The 12,259-nt window shown below is 73.2% G+C and carries 13 protein-coding genes; 8 read left to right on the top strand and 5 right to left on the bottom strand.

Annotated elements, in window-relative coordinates:
• The first annotated feature begins 5 nt into the window (after positions 1–5).
• The 3 genes from G412_RS0131065 (at position 6) to G412_RS36875 (ending at position 3,099) form a co-directional block, all read left to right on the top strand.
• The gene (locus tag G412_RS0131065) at positions 6–734 is read left to right on the top strand and encodes a FadR/GntR family transcriptional regulator (RefSeq protein ID WP_028815437.1); all 729 of its coding nucleotides are present in this window, start codon (positions 6–8) and stop codon (positions 732–734) included.
• A gap of 111 nt (positions 735–845) precedes the next feature.
• Positions 846–2,345 carry an ethanolamine permease gene (gene eat / locus G412_RS0131070; protein WP_028815438.1) on the top strand — a complete coding sequence of 500 codons (1,500 nt, stop codon included), beginning with the start codon at positions 846–848 and terminating at the stop codon, positions 2,343–2,345.
• Between the two features lie 31 nt (positions 2,346–2,376).
• On the top strand, positions 2,377–3,099 hold the full coding sequence (locus G412_RS36875) for a gamma-glutamyl-gamma-aminobutyrate hydrolase family protein (RefSeq protein WP_037650532.1): 723 nt from the start codon (positions 2,377–2,379) through the stop codon (positions 3,097–3,099).
• Between the two features lie 486 nt (positions 3,100–3,585).
• Here the strand turns inward: G412_RS36875 and G412_RS40010 are convergent, their stop codons facing one another.
• Together G412_RS40010 and G412_RS0131085 are read right to left on the bottom strand one after the other, a co-directional pair.
• Positions 3,586–4,029 (bottom strand): hypothetical protein, encoded by a 444-nt coding sequence (locus G412_RS40010; protein ID WP_028815439.1) that lies wholly within the window; start codon positions 4,027–4,029, stop codon positions 3,586–3,588.
• Between the two features lie 36 nt (positions 4,030–4,065).
• Positions 4,066–4,944, bottom strand: a complete 879-nt coding sequence (locus tag G412_RS0131085; RefSeq protein ID WP_037650571.1) for a LysR family transcriptional regulator — start codon at positions 4,942–4,944, stop codon at positions 4,066–4,068.
• 232 nt (positions 4,945–5,176) lie between these two features.
• Between G412_RS0131085 and G412_RS0131090 the strand changes: the two genes are divergently transcribed.
• Entirely contained in the window at positions 5,177–6,316 is a 1,140-nt protein-coding gene (locus tag G412_RS0131090; RefSeq protein WP_028815441.1) for a TDT family transporter, read from the top strand.
• On the opposite strand, the gene G412_RS0131095 is transcribed toward G412_RS0131090, so the two are convergent.
• Both G412_RS0131095 and G412_RS0131100 read right to left on the bottom strand, forming a co-directional pair.
• Positions 6,255–6,965, bottom strand: a complete 711-nt coding sequence (locus G412_RS0131095; RefSeq protein ID WP_028815442.1) for a helical backbone metal receptor — start codon at positions 6,963–6,965, stop codon at positions 6,255–6,257. The genes G412_RS0131090 and G412_RS0131095 overlap by 62 nt on opposite strands.
• Before the next feature lie 15 nt (positions 6,966–6,980).
• Entirely contained in the window at positions 6,981–7,562 is a 582-nt protein-coding gene (locus G412_RS0131100) for a helix-turn-helix domain-containing protein (RefSeq protein WP_028815443.1), read from the bottom strand.
• Between the two features lie 257 nt (positions 7,563–7,819).
• On the opposite strand from G412_RS0131100, the gene G412_RS0131105 reads away from it, so the two are divergent.
• The 3 genes from G412_RS0131105 to G412_RS0131120 all read left to right on the top strand — a co-directional run bounded on the left by G412_RS0131105 (position 7,820) and on the right by G412_RS0131120 (position 11,413).
• Entirely contained in the window at positions 7,820–8,725 is a 906-nt protein-coding gene (locus G412_RS0131105; RefSeq protein ID WP_028815444.1) for a 5'-3' exonuclease, read from the top strand.
• A 61-nt stretch (positions 8,726–8,786) separates the two neighbouring features.
• Positions 8,787–9,629: a siderophore-interacting protein gene (locus G412_RS0131110; RefSeq protein ID WP_028815445.1), complete on the top strand. Its 843-nt coding sequence runs from the start codon at positions 8,787–8,789 to the stop codon at positions 9,627–9,629.
• Between the two features lie 419 nt (positions 9,630–10,048).
• Positions 10,049–11,413 carry a cryptochrome/photolyase family protein gene (locus G412_RS0131120; protein ID WP_028815446.1) on the top strand — a complete coding sequence of 455 codons (1,365 nt, stop codon included), beginning with the start codon at positions 10,049–10,051 and terminating at the stop codon, positions 11,411–11,413.
• 57 nt (positions 11,414–11,470) lie between these two features.
• Here the strand turns inward: G412_RS0131120 and G412_RS0131125 are convergent, their stop codons facing one another.
• On the bottom strand, positions 11,471–12,112 hold the full coding sequence (locus G412_RS0131125) for a TetR/AcrR family transcriptional regulator (protein WP_028815447.1): 642 nt from the start codon (positions 12,110–12,112) through the stop codon (positions 11,471–11,473).
• On the opposite strand from G412_RS0131125, the gene G412_RS40015 reads away from it, so the two are divergent.
• On the top strand, positions 12,111–12,254 hold the full coding sequence (locus G412_RS40015) for a hypothetical protein (RefSeq protein WP_157839221.1): 144 nt from the start codon (positions 12,111–12,113) through the stop codon (positions 12,252–12,254). The two genes, G412_RS0131125 and G412_RS40015, sit on opposite strands and share 2 nt — an antisense overlap.
• The last annotated feature ends 5 nt before the right edge of the window (positions 12,255–12,259 follow it).

Here is a 12,259-nt window from a genome sequence, read left to right on the forward strand (position 1 = left end):
GCAAGGTGGCGAGCGAAATCGATTCTGTGGACCGTCTGACGCCCGTATTGCGGCCCGTGCGGGCGGGCAACGGATTCGAGGAGGCGCTGGAGCAGATCCTCCAGGTTCTGCGCCTGGGCCTGGTGCCCGTCGGGGAGCGGCTGCCCGCCGAGCGCGAGCTCGCCGACCGCCTGCGGATCAGCCGGGTCACGCTGCGCGAGGTCCTGAAGGTCCTCCAGGACCAGGGCCTGGTCGAGAGCAGGCGCGGCAGGTACGGCGGTACGTTCGTGCTGCCGCACCCGGACGCGTCCGGGGAGGGCGAGCTGCGCCGTCGCGTGGAGTCCGTCGACGTGGAGGACGCGCTGCGCTTCCGCGAGGTGCTGGAGGTGGGCGCGGCCGGGCTGTGTGCGGCGTACGGGATGGACGAGGACGGTGCGCGGCGGCTGCGGGCGGCGCTCGCCGCGACGCACGACGCGCCCCTCGCGGACTACCGCAGGCTGGACACCCTGCTGCATCTCACGCTCGCCGAGCTGTCCGGATCGCCGACGCTGACCGCGCAGTACGCCGCCGTACGGGCCACGGTGAACGGGCTGCTCGACTGCATCCCGCTGCTCGTGCGCAACCTGGAGCACTCCCAGCAGCAGCACACGGCGCTGGTCGAGGCGGTGCTCGACGGTGACGCGGACGGCGCGCGCGAGGTGATGCGTGAGCACTGCTCGGGCACGGCGGCCCTGCTGCGGGGCTTCCTCACCTGACGCCGGGCGATGCGGATCCGTAACAGCGGCTTAACGCACAGGTCTTGCGCTGGGACCGGCCGGACCACAAAGGTATGGCATCCCACCATTGACCCGAGGCAGGAGCGGCTCATGGCCGACAGCACCGACTCGCGCACCCCACCCGTCCCCGCGGCACCAGCCTCCCCCGATGCCGACGCCGCTGCCGCTGCCGACGCCGCTGCCGACGCCGGTTATCTGCGACGGCGCACGTTGCGCCGCGGCAGCGCCGGCTGGCTGCTGCTCACCGGACTCGGCGTCGCGTACGTCGTCTCCGGTGACTTCTCCGGCTGGAACATCGGCCTGGCCGAAGGCGGCTTCGGCGGGCTCGCGATCGCCACCCTCCTGATGGGCGTGATGTACGCCTGCCTGGTCTTCTCACTCGCGGAGCTGTCCGCCATCCTGCCCACGGCGGGCGGCGGCTACGGCTTCGCCCGGCGGGCGCTCGGCACCTGGGGCGGCTTCCTGACCGGCACCGCCATCCTCATCGAGTACATCCTGGCGCCCGCCGCCATCTCCATCTTCATCGGCCAGTACGTCGAGTCGCTGAACCTCTTCGGACTCACCGCCGGATGGCCGGTCTACCTGGCCTGCTTCGCCGTCTTCATCGGCATCCACCTGTGGGGCGTCGGTGAGGCGCTGCGCTTCAGCCTCATCGTGACCGCCATCGCCGTGGCGGCGCTGCTGATCTTCGCGGCCGGCGCGTTCACCGAGTTCAGCGCGGACGGCCTCAACGACATCCCGGTCGACAAGGACGCGCTCGGCGCGAACTCCTGGCTGCCCTTCGGACTGCTCGGCATCTGGGCCGCCTTCCCCTTCGGGATGTGGTTCTTCCTCGGTGTGGAGGGTGTTCCGCTGGCCGCCGAGGAGGCCAAGGACCCGGTGCGCTCCATGCCGCGCGCGCTGGCCATCTCCATGGCCGTACTCGCGCTCCTCGCCCTGATCACCTTCTTCGCCGCCACCGGTGCGCGCGGTTCCGCCGCCGTCCAGGACGCGGGCAACCCGCTGGTCGTGGCGCTCCAGGGCGACGGCGACCCGACGCCGCTCAGCCGGTTCGTCAACTACGCGGGCCTGGCCGGTCTCGTCGCTTCCTTCTTCTCGCTCATCTACGCCGGTTCGCGGCAGCTGTTCGCGCTCTCCCGAGCCGGTTACCTGCCCCGCTTCCTGTCGCTGACGAGCCGCCGCAAGGCCCCGTACCTCGGGCTGCTCATCCCCGGCGCGATCGGCTTCGCGCTGGCGGCGGGGACCGGTGACGGCGCCCGGATGCTGAACATCGCGGTCTTCGGCGCCACCATCTCGTACGCCCTGATGGCGCTCTCGCACATCGTGCTGCGCCGCCGCGAGCCCGGCCTCCACCGCCCGTACCGCACGCCGGGCGGCGTCCTCACCTCGTCCGTGGCCTTGGCGTTGGCGCTGTCCGCGCTGGTGGCGACGTTCCTGGTGGACAAGGACGCGGCGTTCATCGCGCTGGGCGTCTACGTCGTCGCTCTCGCCTACTTCGCGTTCTACAGCCGGCACCGGCTCGTCGCCGCGGCGCCCGAGGAGGAGTTCGCCGCCCTGGCCGAGGCCGAGGCCGAACTCGAACGCGACTGACTCTGTCCCCGTACGACCGACCGGAGGATCCGTGTCCAAGCCGCTCATTGGCATCAGCACCTACCTGCAGCCCGCCAAGTGGGGTGTCTGGGACATGCCCGCCGCCCTGCTCCCCGCCGGGTATCCGCGCCTCGTGCAGGCGGCGGGCGGTCTCGCGGCGATGGTGCCGCCCGACTCGCCGCCTTACGCCGAGGACGTGGTGGCCCGCCTCGACGGGCTGGTCGTCGCGGGCGGCGCGGATGTGGAGCCCGTACGGTACGGCGCCGAGCCGGACCCCCGCACCGGGCCGCCGGCCCGCGAGCGGGACGCCTGGGAGCTCGCCCTGATCCGGGCCGCCTTGGTGTCCGGTACGCCGCTGCTCGGCATCTGCCGGGGCATGCAGCTGCTGAACGTCGCGCTCGGCGGCACGCTCGTGCAGCACCTGGACGGCCATACCGCAGGCCCCGGCGTGTTCGGCCGGCACCCGGTGCGGCCGGTGCCCGGCACGCGCTACGCGTCGGTCGTACCGGAGGAGACCGGCGTACCGACGTACCACCACCAGGCGATCGACCGGCTCGGTGACGGGCTGGTGGTGTCCGCGTACGCGGCGGACGGGACGCCGGAGGCACTCGAACTGCCCGGCGGGCAGTGGGTGCTCGGGGTCCAGTGGCATCCGGAGATGGGCGAGGACCTGCGGGTGATGGAGGCGTTGGTGACAGCCACGGCAGCCGCCGCAGACCGGCCGTCACTGCACGAGCGACAGCTCCAGGCCTGAGGAGGCATCGCTCCGGTGACGCGCGCCGGGGTACCGTGCCGTTCGCCGGACCGTACGGGCCCCTTCGCATCCGCCCATCAACGCCCGGCGCACCTGCGGGCGCAGGCAGGCGCTGCGGCGGCCGGCCTGCGGCTGGCGCCTGCCGCGCCATGAAGCTTGGCGACAAGTCCGCCCCGACGGTCAACCCATCTACTCGGGCACAGGGCAGGCATCCGGCAGGCGCTGCGGCGGTCGGCGCCTGCCGCGCCATGACGCCGACGGCGCGTCCGCCCCGGCGGTCGGCGCATCCGCTGGGGCAGAGGGCGCGCGTCGGGCAGGCGGTGGGCGCGGGCGGCGCCTGGCGTGCCGTGGCGGGGGCGATTCTCCCCGTCCGGGCAGGACTGGGCCGGGGGGCGCGTCCGGCCGTGCTCGCCGTTGGGCCTGGGCGGCGGCATGGTGCGCGTGAGCGCCGTCGTTGAGGTCGCGGCTTCGCTTTTGGACGCGCGGTCAGATACGGCCCGCCAGCAGGCGGGTGACCGGGCCCAGGCTGCGCTGTTCCGCCTTGCGGCCCGCCACGAACGAGACCGCTCCGATGGCTACCGCGCCCGCGCCGGCACCCGCGATGACGGCCTTGCGGGCGTTCATCAGCACCCAGGCCGTGGACGCGGTCGACGCGACCTTGCCGGCCGCGGACTCCAGAGCCTGACGGCTCACCTCGACTCCCTTGATTCCGGCGGCCTTCGCGGAACCGGCCAGGTCGGTGGCCTTCGCGGTGGTGTCGGAGGCGGCGGCCTTCGCGGTGTCCGCCGCGTTCGAGGCCTTTCCGGCGGCGCCGTTGGCGGTGGCCTTCGCGGTGCCGGTCGCGTTCGCGGCCTTACTGGTGGCGCCGTTGGCAGCACGGGTCGCTGTTGTGTTGGCCTTTGCCTTGGTGTTCTTGTCCTGTTCAGTCATGGCCTTCGGGTATCCGCTCAGAGCCGTGACAAACAGTCATCCCTTCTCCGGTGCGGGGCGGGTCAGCCCCAACAGGTCCCGGGCGGGCCCCGTGGGCCGCGGACCCGTCGGCCAGACCGCGCGCAGATCGCGGCTCAGCCGCACGCCCTCGACCGGGACTTCGACCAGGCGGCGGGAGGCCAGCTCCTCGCCCACGGCGAGTTCGCTGAGCACGCTGGGGCCCGCGCCGCTGACGGCCGCCGCCTTCACCGCTGTCGTGGAGGCGAGTTCGAGGAGGGGGTCGGCGAGGCCGCCGTAACCGGCGAGCGCCGCGTCCAGCACCTGCCGGGTGCCCGAGCCCTTCTCCCGCAGGATGAGTGACGCCTCGGCCAGTTCCCGCGCGTCCACCGGACGGCGCCTGCGCGCCCAGGGGTGGTTCCTGGCCGCGACCACGACGAGCCGGTCGTGGCCGATGACGACGCCGTCGAGCCCGTCGGGTACGGCCAGGCCCTCCACGAAGCCCAGGTCCGCCTCACCGCTGAGCAGGCGCTGCGCGACGGCGGCGGAGTTTCCCGCGAGCAGCGAGACCGCCGTACCCGGGCGCTGTCCGTGCAGCGCGATCAGCCAGCCCGGCAGCAGATACTCGGCGATCGTCATACTGGCCGCGACCCGCAGCCGCGAGTCCCGCCGCCCGCGCAGCGCCTGCGCCCCCGCGTCGAAGGCCTCGGCCGCCTCCACGACCCGGCGCGCCCAGTCGGTGACGAGCGCGCCCGCCTCGGTGAGCCGCGAGCCGCGTGGCGAACGGTCGACGAGGGCGACACCGAGCTGCCGTTCCATGGAGCGGATACGGCTGCTCGCGGCGGGCTGGCTGATGCCGAGCTCCCGCGCCGCGCGCCCCAGGCTGCCGAGCCGGGCGACACCGAGCAGCAGTTCCATGGCACCGAGGTCGGGCACACGGTGGGCGAGCGGCACCCTTTCGCCGGAGCCGGAGCCGGAGCCGGAGCCGGAGGCCGGGCCGCGGCCGCGGCCGGGGCCGGGGCCGGGTTCGTGGCCACGACCGGCACCGGGGCCGGGGCCAGGGTCGTTGACGTCGCTCATAACATCAGCTTATGGCCCCATAGAACGACCGTCTCTGGCGGGGGCCGCATCGTATGTCCAGTGTGGGCGTATGGCCACCTATGCGCAGCCGCGCCCCCTCCTCGCCGCCCCCCGCCTGCCCGCGCTGCGCCATCTCGGCCCCAACTGGTACGCCACGGTCATGGGCACCGCCATCGTCGCCAACGCCGGCGCCGCCCTCCCCTTCGCCGTCCCCGGCCTGCGTCCGGTACTCACCGGCGTCTGGGGGCTGTCGGCCGTGCTGCTCGGCGCGCTGCTGCTCGCGCGCGCCGGCCACTGGGCGTACCACCGCGACCAGGCGGGGGCGCACCTCCTCGACCCCGCCGTGGCCCCCTTCTACGGCTGCCTGGCCATGGCGCTGCTCTCGGTCGGCGGCGCCACCGTGGCGGTCGGCAGGGACCTCATCGGCCCCGGAGCCGCCCTTGCCGCCGGCGCGGTGTTGTGGGGCGTGGGGACGGCTGTCGCTCTGGCGGTCGCCGTCGCGATCCCGTACCTGATGGTCGTACGCCACCGGGTGAAGCCCGGCAGCGCCTCGCCCGTGTGGCTGCTCGCCGTGGTGGCGCCGATGGTCTCGGCGGCGCTCGGCCCGCAGATCGTCCCGCGTCTGCCCGAGGGGCAGTGGCGGGAGGCGATGCTGCTGGCCTGTTACGCGATGTTCGGGCTCAGCCTGCTCGCGACGCTGCTGATGCTGCCGCTGATCTTCGGCCGCCTCGTCCACGGCGGCCCGCTGCCGCTCGCGCTGACGCCGACGCTGTTTCTCGTACTCGGCCCGCTCGGCCAGTCCACCACCGCGGTCAACTCCCTCGCGGATGTGGCCCCCGGGGCCATAGGAGCGCCGTACGCCGACGCGCTCGGCGCCTTCGCGGTGCTCTACGGCGTGCCGGTGATGGGCTTCGCGCTGCTGTGGCTGGTGCTCGCCGCGGCGATGGTGGTCAGGGCGGCCAGGAACGGCATGGGGTTCGCCATGACGTGGTGGGCGTTCACCTTCCCCGTCGGTACGTGCGTGACGGGCGCCGCCGGGCTCGCCCGCCACACCGGGCTCGACGCCCTCGGCTGGCTGTCGGCGGGCCTGTACGCGGCGCTCGTCCTCGCCTGGGCGGTCGCGGGCGTGCGTACGCTGCGCGGTCTGGTCAGCGGAGTGCTGCTCGCAGCACCTGCGGCGCCTCGGCCAGTGACGGCCCGTACCACGTGAGGTGGCGGCCGCTGACGAGCGCGGCGGGCAGTCCGGGGAAGGCCTCGGGCCCGTCGTCGGCCGTGAAGCGGTAGGGCTCGTCCGGCAGTACGACGAGGTCCGCCCCGGCGGCGCGCAGTTCGTCGAGGGGGACGCGCGGGTAGCGCTCGGCGTGGCCGGCGTAGAGGTGGTCGACGCCGAGTCTGGCCAGCAGGTCCCCGGCGAAGGTGTCGCGGCCCAGGACCATCCAGGGCCGGCGCCAGATGGGCACGACCGCCTTCCGCCGTGGGCCGCCCGTTTCCACGCCGTCCCAGGCCGCCTCGGCCGCGTCGAGCCAGGCGGGGCGGGCCTTCAGACCGCAGCCGTCGAGCAGGACCCGCTCCAGCTCGGCGAGGGCCTCGGGCAGGTCCCGGAGCACGGTGACCATGACGGTGAGCCCGGCCTGCCGCAGGGCGGCCAGGTCGGGCTCGCGGTTCTCCTCCTCGTTGGCGACGACGAGGTCCGGGCGCAGCCGTACGACCGCCTCGACGTCCGGGTTCTTGGTCCCTCCGATCCGTACGACATCGAGGTCCACCGGGTGGCTGCACCAGTTGGTCGCCCCGACCAGCAGGCCGGGCGCGCTGACGGCGACGGCCTCCGTCAGGGACGGCACGAGCGACACGACGCGCACGGGGCCCGCCCGCCGTCAGCCGTCGTTACGGGCGTCGGCGTCGCCGGGGTCGTCGTGCCCGACGGTTCCCGCCGCCGCGACCACGAGGATCCGGGTGCCCGCCTCGGTCGCCCGCCACCGGTGCCGTACGCCACCGGAGAGGAACAGCGTGTCACCGCGTTCCAGCCGGTACGCCCGCCCTTCGGCCTCCACCTCGGCGGCGCCGTCGGCGATGTACATCAGCTCGTCGCCGTGGTGCTGGAACTCGCGTCCGGTGTCCTGTTCCCCGGTGTACTCGGTGGCCCGCAGCTGGTGCCTGCCGCGCACCACGCACCGCACGGCCGCCTCGCCGTCGCCGCCGTCGTCCTGCCCGGCCCGTACGACATCGACCGTACGCCCCGAGTCGGCGGCGGCGATCAGGTCGGCCGCCGAGGTTTCCAGCGCCCGGGCCACCCGCTCCAGGGAGCGGGTGCTGGGTCTCGCCCGCTCGTTCTCGATCTGGCTGAGGAACGGCACCGAGAGCCCGCTGCGGGCCGCGACCGTGGCCAGGGTGAGGGCCAGGGACTTGCGGCGCCTCCGGACGGCCGTACCGACTCGAAGTGTTTCCTTGTCGTCCATCGCTCCGGCTCCCTCCCTGTCTCGTGGTCGTCAACGCTGGGTGCAGCCTACGCAGCTTCGCTCGCCGGTTTCGTACATACGTCAGGGAAGACCCCCCTGTCCAGGACAGCACCGAGGGGCGGGCCTCGCCACAAGACGATGCCCACCCCCCGGTGGAGCTGCGGTGATGCGTCCGCGCCCGGCCTCGCCGGCCAGTGGGCGCCCGGGCGTACGGCGTGGAAGGCGTGCGGCATGATCGGGGTGTGACGCGACGCCTGATGCTCCTCGACACCGCCTCCCTCTACTTCCGCGCATATTACGGAGTCCCGGATTCCGTACGCGCTCCGGACGGCACGCCGGTCAACGCCGTACGCGGCCTGCTCGACTTCATCACCCGGCTCGTCCAGGACCACCACCCCGACGACCTCGTCGCCTGCATGGACGCCGACTGGCGGCCGCACTGGCGGGTGGAGCTGATCCCCTCCTACAAGGCACACCGCGTCGCGCAGGAGACGGTGACGGGGCCGGATGAGGAGGAGATCCCGGACACGCTCTCACCCCAGGTGCCGGTCATCGAGGACGTTCTCGACGCGCTCGGGATCGCCCGGGTGGGCGTCGAGCCGTACGAGGCGGACGACGTGATCGGCACACTCGCGGGACTGGCCACCGGGCCCGTCGACATCGTCACCGGCGACCGCGATCTCTACCAACTGGTCGACGACGCCCGCCAGGTGCGCGTCCTGTACCCGCTCAAGGGCGTCGGCTCGCTCCAGGTCACCGACGAGGCGTGGCTGCGCGAGAAGTACGCCGTGAGCGGCCCCGGGTACGTAGATCTGGCGCTCCTGCGCGGCGACCCGAGCGACGGGCTTCCGGGTGTTCCGGGCATCGGCGAGAAGACGGCCGCGAAGCTCCTCGCCGCGTACGGCGACCTGGCCGGGATCATGGCGGCGGTCGACGACCCCGTGTCCGGGCTCACGCCGTCGCAGCGCAAGCGACTGGACGGGGCGCGGGACTACCTCGCCGTGGCGCCGAAGGTGGTGCGTGTCGCCTCCGACGTACCGCTGCCGGACTTCGATCCGGCGCTGCCGGGCGAGCCGCTGGATCCGGCCGCGCTCGACGAGCTGGCGGCGCGGTGGGGGCTCGGAGGTTCGCTGGAGCGGTTGCTCACGACGCTCCATGGTTAGACTGCTGACTTAGGTAAGCCTAAGCAAGCGTCCGATCAAGCGAGAGTCAGGGGAGAGCGCCGTGGCAGAACGACCGGCCCGCAAGACACCGCAGGCCCGCGAGGCACAGGTGGTGCGCACCGAGCGGATCACGCCGCACATGGTGCGGGTCGTCCTGGGCGGTGAGGGGCTGGCCGGCTTCGCCGCCGACGAGTTCACCGACCACTACATCAAGGTGCTGTTCCCCCCGGCCGGCGCGGTCTACCCGGAGCCGTTCGACATGGCCCGCATCCGCGAGGAGTTCCCGGCCGAGCAGTGGCCGGTCACCAGGACGTACACGGTGCGCGCCTGGGACGCCGTACAGCGTGAGCTGACGGTCGACTTCGTGGTGCACGGCGACGAGGGTCTGGCCGGTCCGTGGGCGGCGCGGGCCCAGCCCGGCGAGACGGTGCGCTTCCTCGGCCCCGGCGGGGGTTACGCCCCGGACCCCGCGGCCGACTGGCACCTGCTGGTGGGCGACGAGAGCGCGCTCCCCGCGATCGCCGCCTCCCTGGAACGGATGCCGGAAGGCGCCGTGGTGCACGCCTTCGTCGAGGTGGCGGGCTTCGAGGAGGAGCAGAAGATCGCCACGCCCGACGGGGTGGCGGTGACCTGGCTGCACCGTGGCCAGAGCCCGGTGGGTGAAGCTCTCGTCGCCGCCGTGCGCGGCCTCGACTTCCCGGCGGGCGACGTCCACGCCTTCGTCCACGGCGAGGCGGGCTTCGTGAAGGACCTCCGCCGCCATCTGCGCCTGGACCGCGGGATCGCGCGGGAGCGGCTGTCCATCTCGGGCTACTGGCGGCTCGGCCAGGACGACGACGCCTGGCGCGCGGTCAAGCGCGAGTGGAACGAACAGGTCGAGCGCGAGCAGGAGTCCGCTGCCTGATCCCCCGCCCCGCCCTTGTCCGTACGGACAAAAACCACTCGGCCCCCGCCGGTACTCAGCGGGGGGCTTTTCGGGCTCCACAGGTACGAGCCGACTCGTCCACCTGCGCGAGCCTGCGCAGCGCGATGAGCACGGCTCGGCGCGGTCATCGCGCTGGTGGGAGCGGGTCTGGCCAACCTCATGCACGCCCTTCACCTGGTCCCGTCCTGGTGGCCTCCGGTTCGTACGCCGCCGTCCTCGCCCTGCTCGCCTGGCAGGCACTGCGCGGTTAGGCACTGATACACCCGGACGGCGCAACGCTCACGGCCGCGGCGCTCATCGCGGCCGGCGCGGTCGCGGGAATGCTCGTATCGCGCGCGATGCGGACGAAGGCGACCATAAGGGGTGCCCTGCGCGGCACAGAGGAAAGGAACGCGCGCATGAGCGTCGCAGTGGTGCTGTTCACGTCGGATCTGCGGCTGTCCGACCAGCCGGTGCTCGCCGCGGCGCTGCGCCGGGCCGACGAGGTGGTGCCCCTGTTCGTACGGGACCGGGGCGTGACGAAGGCGGGCTTCGACGCGCCCAACCGCCTTGCCTTCCTGGCCGATTGCCTGGCCGCCCTGGACGCGGGGTTGCGCGAGCGGGGTGGGCGCCTGGTTGTCCGTACGGGTGATGTGGTGGAACAGGTCTGCCGCGTGGTGGTCCGGTCCGGGGCTCGCGAGGTACATCTCGCCGGCGGGGTCAGCCGTTACGCGGCGCGCCGGGAGGAACGGCTGCGGACCGCCCTCGGGAACGTCCGGTGCGCGCTGCACGTCCACGACGCGGTGATCACGGCAGTACCGCCCGGCCACATCACGCCGGCCGGAAAGGACCACTTCGCTGTCTTCACGCCGTACTTGCGCAAATGGGAAGCGGCCGGTGTGCGCGACCCCGTGTCGGCCCCCCGGTCGGTGCGCGTCCCGGACGCCGTCGAAAGCGAACCCCTCCCGTCGCGCCGCGCCGTCACGGGAACGTCTCCCGGTCTCGCGAAGGGCGGTGAACATGAGGCCCGCAAGCGGCTGCGGGCCTGGCTGGCGGACGGCGTCGAAGCGTACGAGGAACATCATGACGACCTGCCGGGTGATGCCACTTCCCGGCTCTCTCCCCACCTCCACTTCGGCTGCCTCTCCGCGGCCGAACTGATCCACCGCGCGCGGCGCGGGGGCGGGCCGGGTGCGGACGCGTTCGTACGACAGCTCGCCTGGCGGGACTTCCACTACCAGGTCCTCGCGGCCCGCCCCGCCGCGTCGTGGGCCGACTACCGTCCGCGCGGCGATCAATGGCGTACGGACAGCCAGGAGATCGCCGCCTGGCAGGAGGGCCGCACCGGATATCCCGTGGTGGACGCGGCCATGCGCCAACTACGGCACGAGGGGTGGATGCACAACCGGGGCCGGCTGCTGGCGGCGAGTTTCCTGACCAAGACGCTGTACGTCGACTGGCGCGTGGGCGCCCGGCATTTCCTGGATCTGCTGGTGGACGGGGACATCCCCAACAACCAGCTCAACTGGCAGTGGGTGGCGGGCACCGGAACCGACACACGCCCCAACCGGCTGCTCAACCCGCTCGTCCAGGCCAGGCGTTTCGACCCGAGGGGCGACTACGTACGGCGCTGGGTGCCCGAACTCGCGGGGCTCGCGGGAGCGGCCGTCCACCAGCCCTGGACGGTGACCGGACCGGACCGGGCGCGGATCGACTACCCGGACCCCGTCGTGGACCTCGCCGAGGGACGTACCCGCTTCGAGCGGGCGCGCGGCCTGAAATGACCACGGCGCCTCCCTGCCGGCCGGCCGGTTCACGGGCTCTGCGCGGCGTCCGGCGCTTCAGCCGGCCGGGCGCTCCGCGATGCCCGCGACGCGCAGCGCGGCGTCCGCCGTCGCGGCGGCGAAAGCCTCGGGCGGGCGGGCGGGGTCGCAACGGTGGATCAGGATGACGCCCTCGATGAGCCCGAAGACCAGGTCGGTACGGAGCGCCAGTTCATCCGGGTCGAGTGCGCCGCAGGCCTTCGTCGCGGCCAGCAACTGCCCGTAGGCGCCCTTGAGATCGGCACGCACCTGGCGGAAGCCGGAGAACGCCTCGGTGCGCACCTCCGGCAGCAGGTAGAGCGCGCCGAGGTTGTGCGTACCGCCGCACAGCAGCTCGACGTCGGAGCGGCAGAGCTGCCAGAGCCTGGCCTCCGCCGACGCGGTGTCGTCGGCGAGCAGGCGGCGGGCGAGGGCCAGGGACGGCGCGACCGTAGAGTCCAGCAGGCCGGCCAGCAGTTCTTCCTTGCCGACGACATAGTGGTACATCGTCGCCTGGCGCATCCCCGCGCGCTCGGCGACGGCGCGGGTCGTCGTGGCCGCGTAACCGTGGGTGGTGAACAACTCGGCCGCCGCTTCGAGGAGTTCCTCACGCGGCGTCAGCCCGTTGTCCCGCCGCTCCTGGGCGCGCGGCCGTCCGACCCGTCGTCCTGTGGTGCTCATGACGCCGATCGTCGCACACGAGCGCCCCGCCAACGCCGGGCACAGAGTCGCGGCCCTGCTGGGCTACCGCACCGGAGCGGTGCTGGTGCGGAGCGGGCAACGGGCGCGCGAACGCAACCACGCGTCACACCGGCCCCGTTGACCCCA

The organism is Streptomyces flavidovirens DSM 40150 (genome assembly GCF_000429085.1).
Classification (GTDB): domain Bacteria; phylum Actinomycetota; class Actinomycetes; order Streptomycetales; family Streptomycetaceae; genus Streptomyces; species Streptomyces flavidovirens.